The sequence below is a fragment of the Enterobacter sp. Crenshaw genome (assembly GCF_024734705.1).
Classification (GTDB): Bacteria; Pseudomonadota; Gammaproteobacteria; order Enterobacterales; family Enterobacteriaceae; genus Enterobacter; species Enterobacter asburiae_B.
In genome coordinates, this window is sequence record NZ_CP102932.1 from 2,274,175 (window position 1) to 2,291,888 (window position 17,714).

Consider the following 17,714-nt stretch of genomic DNA (forward strand, 5'->3'; position numbering starts at 1 on the left):
AGATGAAATTACGCGCGTTAGTTGTCGGCATGGGATTGCTGTGTACTTTTTCTTCCTTCGCGGCCACCGAGCTGCGTTACGGTCTGGAAGCGGAATATCCGCCGTTTGAGAGCCGCAATGCGGCGGGCGAACTGGAAGGGTTTGACGTTGAGCTGGGGAATGCCATCTGCAAAGCGGCAGCGCTGAAGTGCAGCTGGGTTGAAACCTCCTTTGATGCGCTGATCCCGGGCCTGGTGGCGAAGAAATTTGACGCCATCAACTCGGCGATGAACATCACCGAGCAGCGCCGCAAGAGCATTGATTTTACCCAACCGATCTACCGTATTCCGTCGCAGCTGGTCGGCAAGGCAGGTACGGCGGTTGAGGCAACCCCAGAAGGGCTGAAGGGGAAAACCATCGGCGTGCTGCAGGGATCCATCCAGGAAACCTATGCCAAAGAGCACTGGGAAAAGCAGGGTGTCACCGTGGTGTCTTATAAAGATCAGAATATGGCCTGGGGCGATCTGCTGAATGGCCGTATCGACGCCTCGCTGGTCATGTCCGCGGCCGGGCAGGCAGGTTTCCTCAGCAAGCCGCAGGGGAAAGGGTTTGGCTTCATCGGCAAACCGGTGTCTGACGACACTATCCTCGGCAGTGGGATCGGTTTTGGGTTGCGTAAGGGCGACGAGGCCACCAAAAAGCAGCTTGATGCCGCGATCGATAAAGTACGTGCCGACGGCACGATCGCTAAACTCGCTGATAAGTACTTCCCGGGTATCGATGTCAGCGTAAAATAACCGCCTCATTAGCCCCGGCGAACGATGTCGCGCCGGGGCATTTTTAATACACTTCATCCTTCAAGCTGCCTCTGCGTTGGCTACGTCTGTTCACCCCAGTCACTTACTTAAGTAAGCTCCTGGGGATTCTCAGACTTGCCGCCTTGATCCAGCATGAATGATTTTGTGTATTTACTGTTTTTTACACCACTTTCGGGCCGTTCTGGTCGACAGAAAATATTTCTCACTTTGTTCATATAATCACCGGCCAACAATTGGATTCTTAACCATTTTTGTTTAGGCTGTGCGTTCTTTCTTGCCGTCATTTCGCCGAGCGCGAAACACATTCACACGACCATAAGGACGTTTTTCCAGGCATGAATCGCAGACGTTTTCTAAAAGGCTCGCTGGCAGTGGCAGCCCTGAGCGGCACATCTGGCCTTGCTTCCCTGTTTTCCAAAGCGGCATACGCTGCCGACTCTGACATTGCTGACGGACAGAGCCGTCGTTTCGACTTCTCCGTACTGCAATCCATGGCGCATGACCTGGCGAAAACCCCGTGGGGTGGCGCGCCGCGTCCGCTGCCGGACACGCTGGCAACCATGACGCCGCAGGCGTACAACGCCATCCGCTACGATGAAAAACAGTCACTGTGGAACAACATTGAAGGGCGTCAGCTGGACGTGCAGTTCTTCCATATGGGGATGGGGTTCCGTCGCCGCGTGCGGATGTTCTCGCTGGACCAGTCGACCTCTATGGCGCGCGAGATCCACTTCCGTCCGGAGCTGTTCAGCTACGGTGAAACGGGTGTGGATACCAAACAGCTGGAAGGGCAAAGCGATCTCGGCTTTGCGGGCTTCCGCGCCTTTAAGGCGCCTGAGCTGGCGCGTCGCGATATTGTCTCTTTCCTGGGCGCGAGCTATTTCCGCGCGGTAGATGACACCTACCAGTACGGCCTTTCCGCGCGCGGTCTGGCGGTAGATACCTTTACCGACACGCCGGAAGAGTTCCCGGACTTTACCGCCTTCTGGTTTGAAACCGTCAAGCCCGGCGACACGACTTTTACCGTCTACACGCTGCTGGACAGCCCGAGCATCACCGGTGCCTATAAATTCGTGATCCACTGCGAGAAGAGCCAGGTGATTATGGAGGTGGAAAACCATCTCTATGCGCGGAAGGACATCAAGCAGCTCGGCATCGCGCCGATGACCAGCATGTTCAGCTGCGGCAATAACGAACGCCGCATGTGTGACACCATTCACCCGCAAATTCATGACTCCGACCGCCTGGCAATGTGGCGCGGCAACGGGGAGTGGATCTGTCGTCCGCTGAACAACCCGCAGAAGCTGCAGTTTAACGCCTATATGGACAAAAACCCGAAAGGGTTCGGCCTGCTGCAGCTCGACCGCGATTTCTCGCACTATCAGGACGTGATGGGCTGGTATAACAAACGCCCGAGCCTGTGGGTTGAACCGCGTAACGACTGGGGTAAAGGCGCGGTTGGCCTGATGGAGATCCCGACCACCGGCGAAACGCTGGATAACGTGGTCTGCTTCTGGCAGCCGGAAAAAGCGGTGAAGGCGGGCGACGAGCTGGACTTTAAATATCGTCTGTACTGGAGCGCAATGCCGCCGGTGCGTTCTCCGCTGGCCAACGTCTTCGCCACCCGTACCGGCATGGGCGGCTTCCCGGAAGGCTGGGCACCGGGCGAAAATTACCCGAAAGTGTGGGCCCGTCGCTTTGCTATCGACTTCGTCGGTGGCGACCTCAAGGCCGCTGCGCCAAAAGGCATCGAGCCGGTGATTACGCTCTCCAGCGGTGAAGCGAAGCAGGTTGAGATCCTCTACGTTGAGCCGTTTGACGGCTATCGCATCCTGTTTGACTGGTACCCAACCTCGGATTCGACGGAGCCGGTGGATATGCGCCTGTTCCTGCGCTGCCAGGGCGATGCCATCAGTGAAACCTGGCTGTACCAGTATTTCCCGCCTGCGCCGGATAAACGTCAGTATGTTGACGACCGGGTAATGCGTTAACGATCGATTCCCTCTCCCTCCGGGAGAGGGTTAGGGTGAGGGGCAATGACCGCAGCAAAATCCGAAATTATCCCGGTATCTGACGCTCTCGAGCTTCGCGCCGTCGAAGAGCGCTACGCCGCCGATCTGCATAATCTCGTCGTCAAAAACAAAACCTTTTTGCAAACCGCCTTTGACTGGGCGCAGCACGTGGGCAGCGAGGACGATACCCGCCGCAACGTGCAAAGTAACCAGATGCTGCACCAGCGCGGCTACGCCAAAATGTTTTTGATATTCAAGAGTGATGAACTGGTCGGCGTGCTGTCGTTCAATACGATTGAACCAGCCAACAAGGCCGGGTACATCGGCTACTGGCTGGATGAATCCCACCAGGGGCAGGGCATTCTCTCCCGGTCACTGCAGGCGTTTATGCGCTACTACGTCGAACGCGGGGAGATCCGCCGTTTTGTGATCAAATGTCGGGTGGCGAATCAGCACAGCAACAGCGTTGCCGTGCGTAACGGTTTTACGCTGGAAGGGTGCCTGCGGGAAGCGGAATACCTGAATGGCCGCTTTGACGATGTGAATATCTACGGGAAGATCTACGCCCTATAACGCTCCCAGCAGCGGGGTGCGGGTGATGCGCTGGTCGCCGTTAATCACCTTTTCGCCGCGCAGGTGAATGCTCTCCCCGTTAAACGCTTCGATGACCGCATCATCGGTGAATTCAACCCGGTGCTCAATGAGCACATCTCCGCTGATCCTCGCGCGTCCTTGGATCACCACCTTATCGTCCAGCATGATCGGCCCGCCGCGCAGCCATGCCTGACCGCCAATCAGAACGTGGTGCTTGATGACGCAGTTTCCCTCCACCACGGCATTCTCCGCAATCTGAGAGCTGTAGCGCACCGTCGGAATAGCATCCTCGTCATAACCGGCAATCACGCGGGCATTGCCATAGACCTTTGCGCAGTCGCAGACCCAGACGTTATTTAAGTCGTTACCTTCGAGGATGGCGTTGTCGAATACTTCGGCGCGGTGCTCAACAAAGGCAAAATTCACCATCGCCTCGCCGTATATTTGCGCCTGGTGCACAATTCGCGACTGGCTGACGGTCGCCTTATCGTAGATTTGCAGGATCTGGTCATGGTCCGGCGTCAGACCTTTGGCGGCGATGATAACGCTGTTGTGCAGAATGCGGGCGTCGTCGTAGAGATGGCATTCGCCCCGCACGCAGGAGTTTTGAATGGTGACGTTGTCACTTATTTGTGCCCCGTGGCTGACCTCTGCCGCATCCAGCCAGCAGCTGCCGCTGATATGCGCATCGTGGCTAACGATGCACGGCAGGGTAAGACGCGCGTTGCCGGACACGGTTGCACCGGCGAACACCACGCTGTTTTCGTCATAGATCCAACAGTCGCCGTCCTGGGCGAGTGCACGCTCATCGTCAACCCAGCCGCCTTTGGTACCGGCCGTCACGTCGTTAAAATCCACCATGGCGATAATCTGCCGCAGCGTGACGGAGCGGGTAGAGTCGCCGTTGTTCCATTGCCAGAGGCGTGTTTCGTCGCTAAGGCGATATTTGTTCATCTTTAGGTCTCTGATAAGCGTCTTAACTAAACGTAGCAAATTTTTCGGTTTTCGAACGGCTGGCAACCAGACGGTAAACGCCTTAAAATGGCATCCAGGATGCACTTTCAGATTATGCAGGCTCAGGAAAAAATAATGACCGTCGACGAGAATTACTTCACAGAGAAATATGGCTTAACACGTACCCATTCAGAGGTGCTGTTCAGTGCGGCACAGATTAAACCGGGTAAAACGCTGGATCTGGGCTGCGGCAATGGCCGCAACAGCCTTTATCTGGCGGCCAACGGTTACGAGGTGACCGCGTGGGACAAGAACCCGATGAGCATCGAGAATATCGAGCGCATCAAGGCGGAAGAAGGGATCGATAATCTTCACACGGCGATTAAAGATCTCAACAACCTGAGTTTTGACGGCGAGTACGATTTTATTCTCTCCACCGTGGTGCTGATGTTCCTGGAGTCAAAAACCATCCCGGGACTTATCGCCAACATGCAGCGCTGCACCAAGTCCGGCGGCTACAACCTGATTGTTGCCGCGATGGACACGGCGGATTACCCGTGCACCGTCGGCTTCCCGTTTGCGTTCAAAAGCGGTGAGCTGAGCAACTACTACGAAGGCTGGGAGTTGCTCAAATACAACGAAGACGTTGGCGAACTGCACCGCACCGATGAAAACGGCAACCGCATCAAGCTGCGCTTTGCCACTATGCTGGCGCGCAAGCCCGCTTAGCGGGCGGCCAGCAGGCAGATCTGCAGGGCGGTGTTGTAAGACGCCTCGAACGACGACAGCGGCAGGAATTCAAACTTCGAGTGGAAGTTATGCGCGCCGGTGAAGAAGTTCGGCGTGAGCAGCCCTTTTGCAGAGAGCGCCGCGCCGTCGGTACCGCCGCGCATGGGCGTTGGTTTTGGCGTGATGCCGAGCGATTCCATCGCCTCGAACATCAGATCGATGGCGCGTCTGTCCTCACCAATCGCATTGCTGATATTGCTGTAGGTATCTTCAATGCGATAGTCCACCCTGGCCGTTGGATGTTGGGCGGCAATCAGCGCGGCTACGTCGGCAATCTGCTGCTTGCGGGCGGCAAAGTTGTCCTTGTCAAAGTCGCGGATATTGGCCTTAAGAATAGCCTCGCTTTGCCCGGCCTGAATGCCGTTAAACCAGATATAGCCCTCACGTCCCTCGGTGCACTCCGGCGTTTGCTGGCGGTCAAAATGGTTGATGTAGTCAGTCGCCATCAGCAGGGGATTCACCAGCACGCCTTTGGCGGACATCGGGTGCGCCGTTACGCCGGTAAAGCGGATTTCAGCGGCTGCCGCATTAAAGTTCTCGTAGACAATTTCTCCCAGCTCGCAGCAGTCGATGGTCCAGGCGAAGTCGACGTCAAAGCGCTTAAGGTCCAGCGCTTTTGCACCGTTCAGGCCGATCTCTTCGTCAGGCACAAACGCCACGACGATATCCCCGTGCTGATGTTCCGCCGTCAGGTTTTCCAGCACCGTCATGACCACCGTGACCGCCGATTTATTATCCGCGCCCAATACGCTGGTTCCGTCGCTGAAAATAATCTCCTCATTCGGATAAGCCAGAATTTCAGGATGCTCTTTAACCCGCAGCCAGATGTCTTTCTCTTTATTCAGACAGAGATCTTCACCGGTAAACGTTAATATTTGTGGATGAATATCCGGTGATAAACCCACGTCCACGGTATCAATATGGGTAATAAAGCCGATGCGAGGCGCGCCGGGCACGTTGCCTTTTTTTACCGCCGTTACCGTAGCAAATTCATCAATCACAATGTCGTCTAAACCCAGCTGTGCCAGCTCCTGCGCCAGCTCCCGCGCCATGTCGTGCTGGCCCGGCGTTGAGGGCAGGGTTTTGACTTTGGGATCGCTCTGGCTGGTGATCGAGAGATAGCGGAAAAAACGGTGCGTTAATTGTCTGGAAAGCGGCGAGCCCATAGTGATTTGTTCCTTATTTATTTTTCAGGTGTTTGCCACATCACTTTAATGTTATTTATGAAATGGCAAAAGAATTAATTAGCCGTCGAATTAAAAAGACAGGAATAAATGATGAAAAGCAAACTCACAACTTTAGCGCTGGCGCTTGCTTCACTCACGGTCAGTTCCACCGTTGCCGCGAAAACGCTGGTGTATTGCTCCGAAGGATCGCCGGAAAACTTTAATCCTCAGCTATACACCTCGGGAACCAGCGTGGACGCCAGCGCCGTGCCGGTCTATAACCGTCTGGTCGATTTCAAACCCGGCACCACGGAGCTGGTGCCAAGCCTGGCGGAGCGCTGGGAGGTGAGCGACGACGGCAAGGTTTATACCTTCCATCTGCGTAAGGGCGTCAAATTCCAGAGTAATAAATCCTTCACGCCGACCCGCGAGTTTAACGCCGAAGACGTGATTTTCTCGTTTATGCGCCAGAAAGACGTGAATCATCCGTATCACAACGTCTCTAACGGCAGCTACTCCAACTTCGAAAGTCTGGAGTTCGGCAGCCTGATTACCGGCATTGATAAAGTTGATGACCACACCGTGCGCTTTACCCTGGCGCACCCGGAAGCGCCGTTTGTCGCCGATCTGGCATGGTATTTTGCCTCGATCCTGTCCGCGGAATATGCCGACGCGATGCTCAAAGCGGGCACGCCGGAGAAGGTGGATATGGAGCCTATAGGCACCGGGCCGTTTAAGCTGGCGCAGTATCAGAAAGATTCGCGGATCCTGTTTACGGCGTTCGACGACTACTGGCAGGGGAAATCGAAGCTGGATCGGCTGGTGTTTAGCATCACGCCGGATGCCTCCGTGCGTTTTGCCAAAATTGAGAAGAACGAATGTCAGGTTATGCCGTTCCCGAACCCGGCAGACCTGCCGCGCATGAAGGCGAACAAAGACATCAACCTGGTGAGCAAAGCCGGACTGAATACCGGCTTTCTGGCGTTCAATACCCAAAAGCCGCCGCTGGATAACGTAAAAGTCCGTCAGGCGCTGGCGATGGCCATCAATAAACCGGCCATTATTGATGCGGTTTTCCACGGCACCGGCACTGCGGCGAAGAACCTGCTGCCGCCGGGCGTCTGGAGCGCAGACAGCGAGCTTAAGGATTACGATTACGATCCTGAAAAGGCAAAAGCGCTGCTGAAAGAGGCCGGTTTTGCCAACGGCGTGAGCGTCGACCTGTGGGCGATGCCGGTGCAGCGTCCGTATAATCCGAATGCGAAACGCATGGCGGAGATGATTCAGGCCGACTGGGCGAAAATCGGGGTTCAGACCAAAATCGTCACCTACGAGTGGGGCGAATACCTTAAGCGCGTGAAGGGCGGGGAACATCAGGCCGCGCTGATGGGCTGGACGACCGCAACGGGCGATCCCGACAACTTCTTTGGTCCGCTATTTACCTGTACCTCGGCAAACGGTGGCTCAAATTCGGCGAAATGGTGCTATAAGCCCTTCGATAAAATTATTGCGGAAGCAAAATCAACCACCGATCGCGATAAACGCGTGGCGTTGTATAAAGAGGCTCAGCAAATGATGCATGATCAAATGCCGGCGGTGATGATTGCGCATTCAACCATTTTCGAACCGGTGCGCAAGGAGGTGACGGGCTATGAAATTGACCCGTTTGGCAAACATCTGTTCTGGCAACTGGATATAAATCAGTAATTTTTCACTGCCCGGCACGCTTGCGGGCAGTCTTTTCGCAATTTGTGCTCTCCGCATCATTTTTTGTCACAACAAACCCGCCGGTCTTTTGCTATAACTTCAAATGCATACTTGCAGATAACATGGAAAACTATCATGCGTACTCAAACTTTTTTTAAAGTTGCAGTGCTTACTGGTCTGTTGGCGTTGGCGGGCTGTTCTTCAAAAGTCGCGGCTCCCGAACAATATTCTGGCTTTTTAAAAGACTATTCAGGCTTGCAGCAGACGACGTCTGCGACGGGTAAACCAACGCTGCGTTGGGTTGATCCTTCTTATAACGAAGCTAATTACGACAGTATTCTCTGGACGCCGATTACGTATTATCCTGCGCCTAAACCGACCACTCAAATTGGTCAAAAAACGCTTGATGAGCTGTTGAATTACACCAATAACAAAATGAAAACCGCTATTGGTACCCGTAAGCCAGTTGTGACCACGCCGGGTAAACACAGCCTGATTTTCCGCGGTGCAATTACCGGGGTGAGTTCGCAGAAAGAAGGTCTGCAGTTCTATGAAGTGGTGCCGGTCGCGCTGGTGGTAGCAGGTACGCAGATGGCAACCGGGCATCGTACCATGGATACGCATCTCTTCTTTGAAGGCGAACTGATCGATGCGGCCACCAACAAACCGGTCATGAAGGTGGTGCGTAAAGGCGAAGGTAAAGATCTGAACAACGAAAGTACGCCGATGACCTTTGCGACGCTGAAGCAGGTTGTTGATGACATGGCGACGGACGCCACCATGTTTGATGTGAAAAAGACCGCGAAATAAAATAAAACGGCCTGCGTAATGCAGGCCTTTTTATTTACGCCATTCGTAAGCGTCTGAACCAGGTTTCTGGTTTGGTAAACATCACCATATTTCCCCCCAGAATCAGCAATAATCCCACGATACCGTTGATATGCCAGACGTAGCCTTCATACACCGTGGATATGGACAGCGCCACCAGCGGGAAGAGCAGCGTACTGTAGGCCGCTTTGCCCGGACCGATGCGTCCCACCAGCGTGAAATAGGCGCCAAAGGCAATCACCGAACCAAACACGGCCAGATAGAGCAGCGCGCCAATGTAGCTGATGGTCCACTCAGGCGCGAAGCTGTCGCCTCTGAACAGGGCAATGCAGCCCATCACCAGCGTGCCGTAGAGCATCGCCCAGGCGTTGGTGGTCATGGTTTCAAGGCCTCTGCGCTGGTGACGCATGCTGATCATATTGCCCAGCGAGAAGCCGTAGGTGCCGAGCGCGGAAAGACCAATTCCGGTCAGGAGCGACGCGCTCCAGCCGCTGGCCAGCAGATCGTCCCAGAAGAGGGTGACGATCCCAGTCAGGCCCAGTGCCGCCGCCGTCCAGAAACGCGCGGGCGGGCGCTGCCCGAAGAAGATAAAGCTGTTAATGGCGTTATAGAGTACGGCCATGGAGAAGATCACCGATTCCAGCCCGGTGTTGATGTGCGAGGCTGCGGCGTAAAAACACCAGAAGTTAAAGCAGAAAACGCAGCATCCCTGGAGCATACAAAAAAGGTGATCCCGCAGCGCCAGCTTGCGCAGGCGGCGCAGGGCGATTAACACCACCATCATCGTGAGGCTGGCGACGGCGAAACGCCAGAAAATCGAGACGGGCGCCGCTACGGGCCCCTGCTGCAGGAAAATCGCAATCCAGGTGGTTCCCCAGATGACCACCACCAGTCCGTATAATAATGCGTTCATATTTTTCTCTTCTCAAACCACGGAAGCCCGCAGTATGCCGCTGAGATCGGTCAGGGGCTTTCACCGGCTTGCGGTCGACTTGCAAAATCTTGCGCTTTTTTCTTTCCCGGGGGCTGGCAACGGGAGACAACTCTTCTTAGACTGATATTCCAGTCAATCACGCGCTTACGGTCATGTCTCACGCTTACGATACCTTTGAAACGCTTTGCCAACAGAATGCGGTCCTGCGGGAAACCGTCTCGCTGAATTCGGGCATTCAGCTGGCAGCGTGGTACAACAAGCACGATACGATAACGGTAAAAAGTAACCATCATACTCTGAGCCTGTACGTGGCGGACGGCTACGAAAGCTACCAAAAAACGCCGGGCGGCTGGAAGAACGGCGGGGGGCCGGACCGCTTCTGCTTGATGCCAAAAGAGAGCGAATCGACGTGGGATATCCGAGATGACCTGTCGTTTGTGCATCTCTACTGCACCGATGAACACCTGCGCGACGTGGGGGAAAAGATCTGGGACAAGCGCCCGCTTTCGCTGACGCTCGACGAGCGCATTTTTGGTAGCGATCCGAAGATCACCGCGCTGTATCGCCAGTTTTTGCTCGGCTGCGACTGGCAGCAGCACGCCAACCAGCTCACCCTGAGTACGGCCTCTACGCTGCTCCTGACCCATCTGCTGCAAAACTACTCTAACGTTCAGTGGAAGCTGCCGGTCGTCACCGGCGGGCTATCGCCATTCGTACTGCGTAACGTGCTGGCCTTTATCGAAGAGAACCTCGGGCAACCCCTGACGCTGGCTGAACTGGCGGCGCAGGCCGCCCTTAGCGAATACCATTTTGCCCGCATGTTCCGCCAGTCGACGGGGCTGGCGCCGCATCAGTACGTGATGCAGAGGCGAATGGAAAAAGCGAAGGCCCTTGTGCAGAACACGGCGACGCCGCTAACGGACATCGCGCTTGCCTGCGGGTTTAACTCCGCCAGCCACTTCAGCAACCGCTTTCGCAGCGCGACGGGCATGACGCCTTCGCAGCTACGCGCGGCGAGCGCGTGAAAACAGGGCATAGCACACGCCGCCCAGCACCAGCCCCCAGAATGCCGAACCGATGCCGAGGATCGTGACGCCGCTCGCGGTCATCAGGAACGTGACGATGGCCGCGTCGCGCTCCGCCTCGTGGCTCAGTGCCTGATATAAACTCCCGCTAATGGTGCCCAGCAGCGCCAGACCGGCGAGCGTCTGGATCCAGCTGAGCGGCAGAGCGGCCATCAGCCCGGTAATCGAGCCGCCGAAAATCCCCGCCAGCAGATAAAATCCTCCTGCTGCGATGGCCGCCAGCCAGCGTTTACCGGCATCCGGATGCGCATCCGGGCTTTGGCAAATGGCGGCAGTAATGGCCGCGATACAGATAGAAAAGACACCAAAAGGGGAAAACAGCAGCGCCAGCGCTCCCGTAAAGATGATAAGCGGCGAGACCGCCAGCGGGTAACCGGAGGCTTTCATCGTGGCGAACCCCGGCGCGTTTTGTGAGGCCATGGTTACCAGGAAGAAGGGCACGCCAATACTCACCAGGCTGGTGAAGGTGAACGTGGGGGCGATAAATTCAGGCATCACAAGCGAGAGCGTGAGCTTATCTGTGACAACGTCACCGCCCGCCCATGCCACGATACCGCCGACCAGCAGCGTGACCACGATGGCGTAGCGCGGTGCCAGCGCTTTTGCGATCAGCCACGCGGCAATCATGCTGCCGCACAGCAGAAAGTGCCCCTCAAGATGCGCAAACGCGTGCAGGCCAAACTGCAGCAACACGCCTGCCAGCATGGCGGCAGCAAGCGAATGGGGGATCAGCCTCATCAGACGGGCGAAGAGCCCGGTGATGCCGCAAAGTAAAATGAGCGCGTTAGCAAAGATGAACACGCCGATCGTTTCCGGCAGCGTTACGCCGTGCAGGCTGGTGGCGAGCAGCGCCGCGCCGGGCGTTGACCAGGCGGTCAGCACCGGCGCTTTGTACCACCAGGAAAGCGCCAGCGTGCTGACGCCCATCCCAATCCCCAGCGCGGTCATCCAGCCTGCGATCTGCTGTGCGCTGGCACCAGCCGCCGCGGCGGCCTGCCAGATGATGGCGGCCGAGCTGGCGTAACCGACCAGCACGGCGACAAAACCAGCCAGGGCGACTGGAACAAGGTGAGAGGAAGGGCGCATGAAAACTCCGTTGTGCGTTATAACGTCCGATATAAGGTAACACTGTGCGCTATAGCGTACAAGTGGTATGCTGATCGCCATCAGGAGGGACTATGGACATCACACTACACCTTGCAACAACGCTGAAAACGCTGCGCCAGACGCGCGGCTGGAGTTTATCGAAGCTCGCGGACGAGACCGGCGTGTCAAAAGCGATGCTGGGGCAAATCGAGCGCAATGAATCCAGCCCGACGGTGTCGACGCTGTGGAAAATTGCCACCGGGCTGAACGTGCCGTTTTCCGCGTTCATCACGCCAGCGGCGGACCGGCAGGCGGTGTTTGACCCGCAGCAGCAGGCGATGGTGGTCAAACCGCTTTTTCCGTGGGACGAGACGCTCGGGTTTGATTATTTCTCCATCACGCTGGCACCCGGCGCGCTGAGTGAATCCACGCCGCATGAGGCCGGGGTGATTGAACATGTGGTGGTGGTCAGCGGCGAGCTGGAGATGAAGCTTGACGGCACGTGGCAGACGATTTCTGCCGATTCGGGCGTCCGTTTCGCCGGCGATAAACCGCACGCCTACCGCAACAGCAGCGACCGGACGGTGCATTTTCACTCTCTGATTCATTATCCCCGCTGACGCTACGCAAAACTGTTTCGCTGACGCATACTTCTGACTACAATAGCCGCCATTTTGACCATAACGGATAACGACGAAGTATGCGCCTGCAATCCCATCATCTTGAACTTTTAAGCCCGGCCCGCGACGCCGCCATTGCCCGTGAAGCGATCCTTCACGGCGCTGATGCCGTCTACATTGGCGGCCCGGGCTTCGGTGCCCGCCATAACGCCAGCAACAGCCTGAGCGATATTGCTGAACTGGTGCCGTTCGCCCACCGCTTCGGGGCGAAAGTGTTCGTGACCCTGAACACCATTCTTCATGATGATGAGCTGGAGCCTGCGCAACGTCTGATTACCGATCTCTACCAGGCCGGCATTGATGCCCTGATCGTCCAGGATATGGGCGTGCTTGAGCTGGATATTCCGCCCATTGAACTGCATGCCAGTACCCAGTGCGATATCCGCACGGTCGAGAAGGCGAAGTTTCTCTCCGACGTCGGCTTTTCGCAGATCGTTCTGGCGCGCGAGCTGAACCTGAATCAGATCCGCGATATTCACCAGGCGACAGACGCGACGATCGAATTCTTTATCCACGGCGCGCTGTGCGTGGCTTACTCCGGTCAGTGCAATATTTCCCACGCGCAGACGGGCCGCAGCGCCAACCGCGGCGACTGTTCTCAGGCCTGCCGCCTGCCGTATACCCTGAAAGACGATCGGGGCCGCGTCGTGGCGTTCGAAAAACACCTGCTCTCCATGAAGGATAACGATCAGACGGCCAACCTGGGCGCGCTGATCGACGCGGGCGTGCGTTCCTTCAAGATTGAAGGGCGCTACAAAGATATGAGCTACGTGAAGAACATCACCGCGCACTATCGCCAGATGCTGGACGCCATCATCGACGATCGCGGCGACCTGGCGCGCGCGTCGGCCGGGCGCACCGAACATTTCTTTATTCCGTCGACGGACAAAACGTTCCACCGCGGCAGCACGGACTATTTTGTGAATGCCCGTAAAGGGGATATCGGCGCGTTTGACTCACCGAAGTTTATCGGTTTACCGGTGGGCGAAGTGCTGAAAGTGGCGAAAGATCACCTTGATGTCGAAGTGACGGAACCGCTGGCGAACGGAGATGGCCTTAACGTGATGATTAAGCGTGAGGTCGTAGGCTTCCGTGCCAATACGGTCGAGAAAACCGGCGAGAACCGCTACCGCGTCTGGCCGAATGAAATGCCTGCCGATCTCTACAAGGCGCGGCCGAACGCGGCCCTTAACCGTAATCTCGATCATAACTGGCAGCAGGCGCTGCTGAAAACCTCCAGCGAACGTCGTATCGCCGTGGACATTGAGCTGGGCGGCTGGGAAGAGCAGCTGATTCTGACCATGACCTGCGAAGACGGCATCAGCGTGACGCATACGCTCGATGGTCATTTCGAGGTGGCAAACAACGCCGAAAAAGCGCTTAACAGCCTGAAGGATGGCGTGGCGAAGCTGGGCCAGACGATTTATTACGCGCGTGCGATCGGCGTGGCGCTGCCGGACGCGCTGTTCGTGCCAAACAGCCTGCTTAACCAGTTCCGCCGTGAAACGGCAGAGATGCTGGATGCCGCGCGCCTGGCGCAGTATCCGCGCGGAAGCCGTAAAGCGGAAACCGTACCTGCGCCAGTCTACCCGGACACCCATTTATCCTTCCTCGCCAACGTCTACAACCATAAAGCGCGTGAATTCTATCATCGCCACGGCGTGCAGCTGATCGACGCAGCCTATGAAGCGCATGAAGAGAAGGGCGATGTGCCGGTGATGATCACCAAGCACTGCCTGCGCTTTGCGTTTAACCTGTGTCCTAAGCAGGCGAAAGGGAACATTAAGAGCTGGAAGGCCACCCCCATGCAGCTGGTAAACGGCGATGAGGTTCTGACCCTCAAGTTCGACTGCCGTCCTTGTGAAATGCATGTGATTGGTAAGATGAAAAACCACATCTTCAAAATGCCGCAGCCCGGCAGTATCGTGGCGTCCGTCAGTCCGGACGATCTGATGAAAACGCTGCCGAAACGCAAGGGCAGCTAATTACCGAACGTGCGTGTCCGGTTTGCGCGACTTCTGCCACAGGTGGTGCTCGCGCAAACCCTCCGCCGACTCTTCCGCAGCGCTTCGCAACTCATCGCTGTCGGCTTCATGACGAAGCTGATGCGCCACATTCTTGACCCACAAATACTCGTGTCCTTTGTGCCCGGCCATAAGCTGGCCGGAAAACAGCGCACAGATAAGCATGACGAAAGATAACCCTTTTTTAATCATGGATTCACCGCTGAAAAAGAATGCGGGATAATCATGTCGATTATTTTTTAGGGTTATTATTCAAAAATTAAAATTAGCGAAAAGAAAATGTCAAATAATGTGGGTTCGGAATTACGGTTAAGATATTTCCTAAAAAAACCATGACGCTTTGTAAAGTACCATTTCTGGACCTCAATTAGATATTTGCATTAAGGATAAACCTTATATAATAGTAAGTCTCTGGCTAAGGAACAGGTCATTTCTAAATGAAAAAAATAATAGCGCTTGCGCTTCTGGCGGTTGCTGTTGTGGCCGCTGCGGGGATTCGTTATGCAGCTAATGACGAACCAGAATATATTCGTTCTGCGGAAATTCGCGTGGGTTCCTATTTAACCAGCGATTATGGTGGCGTTGCCTGCTCCAGCAAAAAAATAAACGATCGGCGCTGGGAATTAGATTGTACTCATCAGGCAAGAGGAAAAACATTCCAGTTTGCGGTGTATCCCTCTGAAAAAGCACCTTATGGTGTCGCCCGTTCCTTTTATCTTGAAGCCCTTAATGACGACGCAAAACAGAGCGCTGAGCAGGGGCTTATGCGTTATTTGCAGATCAATACCCATGCAGGTTAATAAGGTTGTTTAGCGTTCGTTAAGACAACAGGTGTTAGGTTGTAAGGGATCCGCAGCCCGGCCACGGAGTGTCGGGACGTAGAGACCAAAACACAAATCTATCCATGCAAGCATTTACCGCCAGTTATTGGCGGTTTTTTTTTTGCGCAGGCCGTCGCGATGGTTTTATGGCATCAGCCGATAATGTGACTGCACCAGACCCGAAGGGAAACTGCGGCTTGATACAAGCGTTAAATCGATATCCTGAGGAAGGGTTCCGAACAGCGGTTTTCCCGCTCCGAGCAGGACAGGAACGGTCGTGATCACCATATCGGCCACCAGCCCTTCGCGCAGGAATGACTGGATCACCTTTCCGCCATCGAGATAGACCCGATGAACGTTCTGCGCAGCGAGATCGTCCAGCACCTCCTTTGGCGTGCGGCAAGAGAACTGCACTTTTCCCTTCAGCGCCTCCGGCACGGGCGTACCGGCCAGCTGTCGGGAGAGTACCAGCACGGGCCGCTCATAAGGCCATGCGTCAAAGGTCAGTACCTTCTCATAGCTACCCCGGCCCATCACGATCCACTCTTTGTCCGCGATGAACGCCTCATAGCCATGATCTTCTGTGGGATCGTCGCGCTGCAGCAGCCAGTCGATATCGTCATTCTGTCGGGCGATGTAGCCATCAAGACTAACCGCGATAAAAACGTGTGTAGTGACCATCAGGTGCTCCGTGTGCCAGTGTAGCCATAAAAATAACGCCTCAGCGGGCAGTACCCGGACGTGAAAATTGTTTGCGATACTGAGCCGGGGAAAGCGCGAACTGCTGGCGAAAATGATGACGCAGTGTTGATGCCTGACCAAACCCGGTCTGTTCAGCGATGCTGTCGATGCTCAACCGGCTGCTTTCCAGATAATCTTTTGCTCTCAGCAGGCGTTCATTGATTAACCAGCGTGCGGGCGTCGTCCCCGTTGCCGCCTCGAAGCGACGAAGGAAGGTGCGCTGGCTCATTCCGACCCGACGCGCCAGGGAGTCGACGCTGTGCGCCTCGATAAGATGCGTGTGCAGAAAATCAAACAGCTGGCCGAGACGCTGGCTTTCCCGCAGCTGGGCTACCGGGCGGCTCAGCTGTTGTGGCTGTGAACCATCCCGGTGAGGGGGAATGACCAGCCGACGCGCCACGCTGTTGGCGGTTTCCATGCCATAATCCCGCCGCACAACGTGCAGACAGAGATCGATTCCCGCCGCGCTGCCCGCAGACGTCAGAATATCGCCTTCGTCCTGGTAGAGCACATCCTCAACCACGTCGATGTCAGGGTAGCGGGCTTTAAGCGCGTCAATGTAGCGCCAGTGGGTTGTGGCTTTGCGGCCGTTCAGCAGCCCCGTAGCGGCCAGCACAAACACCCCCGAACAGATGGAGAGCAGCCGGCATCCTCGCGCGCTGGCCTGGCGTAGTGCCTCGCAGAGCGCGTCCGGAACCGTTGAATCCAGCCCCCGCCAGCCGGGAACCACAATCAGGTCCGCAGACGCAAGCAGGCTTAAATCACCATCGGTAACGATGCGGATCCCGCCAGTTGCCCGAAGTTCACCGCTGTCCACGCTCGCCACCGCAAAACGATACCATTCATCGCCAAGCTCGGGACGCGGCAGGCCGAAGATCTCCACCGCTACGCCAAACTCAAAGGTACACAGACCGTCATACGCCAGCACGACTACCTGCGGGCGGGCAATTTGTCTTAAGTTTGTCATCTTTTTGCTGTTTTCTGGCATAAGCGAACGCATTCATGGGCTGAATTTGTGGATAGAGTAGTGTTAACACAAACGCCAAAGATGAGGAAGAATCATGAGCTATGTTACTGAATTTCCGGCTGCCGAGCCGCAGGAAGCCGTTACCCATTTTCTGCGCCGCCTGAGCGTTGAAACCGACTGCGCGGATGTGCATCACGCCATCGCCAATAATGAGCAGGACTTCGTGCTGCTGCACGTGGTGGGAAGCCCGGAGCAGTTTGCCCGCCGTCACGTGCCCGGCGCACTGCACCTGCCGCGGAGCCAGATGACCGCCGAGCGCATGGCCCAATGGCCTGAAGGCACGCTGTTCGTCGTTTACTGCGCAGGGCCGCACTGTAACGGCGCGGACAGAGCCGCGCTGAAGCTGGCGCGCCTCGGGCTGCCGGTCAAAATCATGCTCGGGGGAATCACCGGCTGGGAGGATGAAAAGTTCGCCTTTGCCAGCAGCGAAACCGCCGTCGCCCTGTGAAGATGAATTTTTTTCAACACC

18 protein-coding genes are annotated in these 17,714 nt (G+C 56.0%); 11 read left to right on the forward strand and 7 right to left on the reverse strand.

All coding sequences use genetic code 11. The features are described 5' to 3' along the window. The first annotated feature begins 2 nt into the window (after positions 1-2). From NWV12_RS10905 to rimL, 3 genes are all read left to right on the forward strand, one after another. Complete coding sequence (locus tag NWV12_RS10905; RefSeq protein WP_025756391.1) at positions 3-776, forward strand: transporter substrate-binding domain-containing protein; 774 nt, start codon at positions 3-5, stop codon at positions 774-776. Positions 777-1,132: 356 nt separating this feature from the next. Further along, entirely contained in the window at positions 1,133-2,788 is a 1,656-nt protein-coding gene (locus tag NWV12_RS10910; RefSeq protein WP_048981379.1) for a glucan biosynthesis protein D, read from the forward strand. 45 nt (positions 2,789-2,833) lie between these two features. Beyond that, the gene (rimL, locus tag NWV12_RS10915; RefSeq protein WP_033145509.1) at positions 2,834-3,382 is read left to right on the forward strand and encodes a 50S ribosomal protein L7/L12-serine acetyltransferase; all 549 of its coding nucleotides are present in this window, start codon (positions 2,834-2,836) and stop codon (positions 3,380-3,382) included. Here the strand turns inward: rimL and ydcK are convergent. Further along, positions 3,377-4,357: a YdcK family protein gene (ydcK, locus tag NWV12_RS10920; protein WP_101744553.1), complete on the reverse strand. Its 981-nt coding sequence runs from the start codon at positions 4,355-4,357 to the stop codon at positions 3,377-3,379. The genes rimL and ydcK overlap by 6 nt on opposite strands. Positions 4,358-4,489: 132 nt before the next feature. Between ydcK and tehB the strand changes: the two genes are divergently transcribed. Then, complete coding sequence (gene tehB, locus NWV12_RS10925; protein ID WP_101744711.1) at positions 4,490-5,086, forward strand: tellurite resistance methyltransferase TehB; 597 nt, start codon at positions 4,490-4,492, stop codon at positions 5,084-5,086. Here tehB and pepT read toward each other — a convergent pair. Next, the gene (gene pepT / locus NWV12_RS10930; RefSeq protein ID WP_048981377.1) at positions 5,083-6,312 is read right to left on the reverse strand and encodes a peptidase T; all 1,230 of its coding nucleotides are present in this window, start codon (positions 6,310-6,312) and stop codon (positions 5,083-5,085) included. The genes tehB and pepT overlap by 4 nt on opposite strands. Positions 6,313-6,423: 111 nt before the next feature. On the opposite strand from pepT, the gene NWV12_RS10935 reads away from it, so the two are divergent. Further along, positions 6,424-8,019, forward strand: a complete 1,596-nt coding sequence (locus tag NWV12_RS10935) for an ABC transporter substrate-binding protein (protein ID WP_048981376.1) — start codon at positions 6,424-6,426, stop codon at positions 8,017-8,019. A gap of 135 nt (positions 8,020-8,154) precedes the next feature. After that, the gene (locus tag NWV12_RS10940; RefSeq protein WP_033145514.1) at positions 8,155-8,829 is read left to right on the forward strand and encodes a DUF3313 domain-containing protein; all 675 of its coding nucleotides are present in this window, start codon (positions 8,155-8,157) and stop codon (positions 8,827-8,829) included. 34 nt (positions 8,830-8,863) lie between these two features. Here NWV12_RS10940 and NWV12_RS10945 read toward each other — a convergent pair whose 3' ends face one another. Continuing rightward, complete coding sequence (locus tag NWV12_RS10945) at positions 8,864-9,760, reverse strand: DMT family transporter (protein WP_048981375.1); 897 nt, start codon at positions 9,758-9,760, stop codon at positions 8,864-8,866. A 173-nt stretch (positions 9,761-9,933) separates the two neighbouring features. Here NWV12_RS10945 and NWV12_RS10950 point away from each other — a divergent pair, with 173 nt between their 5' ends. After that, positions 9,934-10,806: a helix-turn-helix transcriptional regulator gene (locus tag NWV12_RS10950; protein WP_032657103.1), complete on the forward strand. Its 873-nt coding sequence runs from the start codon at positions 9,934-9,936 to the stop codon at positions 10,804-10,806. Here NWV12_RS10950 and NWV12_RS10955 read toward each other — a convergent pair. Then, positions 10,786-11,952: a benzoate/H(+) symporter BenE family transporter gene (locus NWV12_RS10955; RefSeq protein WP_048981374.1), complete on the reverse strand. Its 1,167-nt coding sequence runs from the start codon at positions 11,950-11,952 to the stop codon at positions 10,786-10,788. The two genes, NWV12_RS10950 and NWV12_RS10955, sit on opposite strands and share 21 nt — an antisense overlap. A 92-nt stretch (positions 11,953-12,044) precedes the next feature. On the opposite strand from NWV12_RS10955, the gene NWV12_RS10960 reads away from it, so the two are divergent. Next, on the forward strand, positions 12,045-12,572 hold the full coding sequence (locus tag NWV12_RS10960) for a helix-turn-helix domain-containing protein (protein ID WP_048981373.1): 528 nt from the start codon (positions 12,045-12,047) through the stop codon (positions 12,570-12,572). A gap of 80 nt (positions 12,573-12,652) precedes the next feature. Further along, on the forward strand, positions 12,653-14,617 hold the full coding sequence (locus tag NWV12_RS10965) for a U32 family peptidase (RefSeq protein WP_048981372.1): 1,965 nt from the start codon (positions 12,653-12,655) through the stop codon (positions 14,615-14,617). Here NWV12_RS10965 and NWV12_RS10970 read toward each other — a convergent pair whose 3' ends face one another. Next, positions 14,618-14,848: a DUF2554 family protein gene (locus NWV12_RS10970; protein WP_039262502.1), complete on the reverse strand. Its 231-nt coding sequence runs from the start codon at positions 14,846-14,848 to the stop codon at positions 14,618-14,620. It abuts the gene before it with no gap. Positions 14,849-15,093: 245 nt separating this feature from the next. On the opposite strand from NWV12_RS10970, the gene NWV12_RS10975 reads away from it, so the two are divergent. Next, positions 15,094-15,456 carry a hypothetical protein gene (locus NWV12_RS10975; protein WP_039262500.1) on the forward strand — a complete coding sequence of 121 codons (363 nt, stop codon included), beginning with the start codon at positions 15,094-15,096 and terminating at the stop codon, positions 15,454-15,456. A gap of 165 nt (positions 15,457-15,621) precedes the next feature. Here the strand turns inward: NWV12_RS10975 and NWV12_RS10980 are convergent, their stop codons facing one another. Together NWV12_RS10980 and ftrA are read right to left on the reverse strand one after the other, a co-directional pair. Further along, positions 15,622-16,158 carry a dihydrofolate reductase family protein gene (locus tag NWV12_RS10980; RefSeq protein WP_048981371.1) on the reverse strand — a complete coding sequence of 179 codons (537 nt, stop codon included), beginning with the start codon at positions 16,156-16,158 and terminating at the stop codon, positions 15,622-15,624. Positions 16,159-16,198: 40 nt separating this feature from the next. Continuing rightward, entirely contained in the window at positions 16,199-17,206 is a 1,008-nt protein-coding gene (gene ftrA / locus NWV12_RS10985; RefSeq protein WP_048981370.1) for a transcriptional regulator FtrA, read from the reverse strand. A 73-nt stretch (positions 17,207-17,279) separates the two neighbouring features. Between ftrA and NWV12_RS10990 the strand changes: the two genes are divergently transcribed. After that, positions 17,280-17,693 (forward strand): rhodanese-like domain-containing protein, encoded by a 414-nt coding sequence (locus NWV12_RS10990; RefSeq protein WP_047060853.1) that lies wholly within the window; start codon positions 17,280-17,282, stop codon positions 17,691-17,693. Positions 17,694-17,714 lie beyond the last annotated feature (21 nt).

What these genes read in the sequence shown, in the direction of transcription:
- NWV12_RS10905 (WP_025756391.1), top strand. Translation starts at nt 3, where the DNA reads ATGAAATTACGCGCGTTAGTTGTCGGCATGGGATTGCTGTGTACTTTT.
- NWV12_RS10960 (WP_048981373.1), top strand. Translation starts at nt 12,045, where the DNA reads ATGGACATCACACTACACCTTGCAACAACGCTGAAAACGCTGCGCCAG.
- NWV12_RS10975 (WP_039262500.1), top strand. Translation starts at nt 15,094, where the DNA reads ATGAAAAAAATAATAGCGCTTGCGCTTCTGGCGGTTGCTGTTGTGGCC.
- NWV12_RS10940 (WP_033145514.1), top strand. Translation starts at nt 8,155, where the DNA reads ATGCGTACTCAAACTTTTTTTAAAGTTGCAGTGCTTACTGGTCTGTTG.
- NWV12_RS10970 (WP_039262502.1), bottom strand. Translation starts at nt 14,848, where the DNA reads ATGATTAAAAAAGGGTTATCTTTCGTCATGCTTATCTGTGCGCTGTTT.
- NWV12_RS10935 (WP_048981376.1), top strand. Translation starts at nt 6,424, where the DNA reads ATGAAAAGCAAACTCACAACTTTAGCGCTGGCGCTTGCTTCACTCACG.
- pepT (WP_048981377.1), bottom strand. Translation starts at nt 6,312, where the DNA reads ATGGGCTCGCCGCTTTCCAGACAATTAACGCACCGTTTTTTCCGCTAT.
- NWV12_RS10950 (WP_032657103.1), top strand. Translation starts at nt 9,934, where the DNA reads ATGTCTCACGCTTACGATACCTTTGAAACGCTTTGCCAACAGAATGCG.
- NWV12_RS10955 (WP_048981374.1), bottom strand. Translation starts at nt 11,952, where the DNA reads ATGCGCCCTTCCTCTCACCTTGTTCCAGTCGCCCTGGCTGGTTTTGTC.
- NWV12_RS10945 (WP_048981375.1), bottom strand. Translation starts at nt 9,760, where the DNA reads ATGAACGCATTATTATACGGACTGGTGGTGGTCATCTGGGGAACCACC.
- NWV12_RS10965 (WP_048981372.1), top strand. Translation starts at nt 12,653, where the DNA reads ATGCGCCTGCAATCCCATCATCTTGAACTTTTAAGCCCGGCCCGCGAC.
- ydcK (WP_101744553.1), bottom strand. Translation starts at nt 4,357, where the DNA reads ATGAACAAATATCGCCTTAGCGACGAAACACGCCTCTGGCAATGGAAC.
- NWV12_RS10980 (WP_048981371.1), bottom strand. Translation starts at nt 16,158, where the DNA reads ATGGTCACTACACACGTTTTTATCGCGGTTAGTCTTGATGGCTACATC.
- NWV12_RS10910 (WP_048981379.1), top strand. Translation starts at nt 1,133, where the DNA reads ATGAATCGCAGACGTTTTCTAAAAGGCTCGCTGGCAGTGGCAGCCCTG.
- ftrA (WP_048981370.1), bottom strand. Translation starts at nt 17,206, where the DNA reads ATGCCAGAAAACAGCAAAAAGATGACAAACTTAAGACAAATTGCCCGC.
- rimL (WP_033145509.1), top strand. Translation starts at nt 2,834, where the DNA reads ATGACCGCAGCAAAATCCGAAATTATCCCGGTATCTGACGCTCTCGAG.
- NWV12_RS10990 (WP_047060853.1), top strand. Translation starts at nt 17,280, where the DNA reads ATGAGCTATGTTACTGAATTTCCGGCTGCCGAGCCGCAGGAAGCCGTT.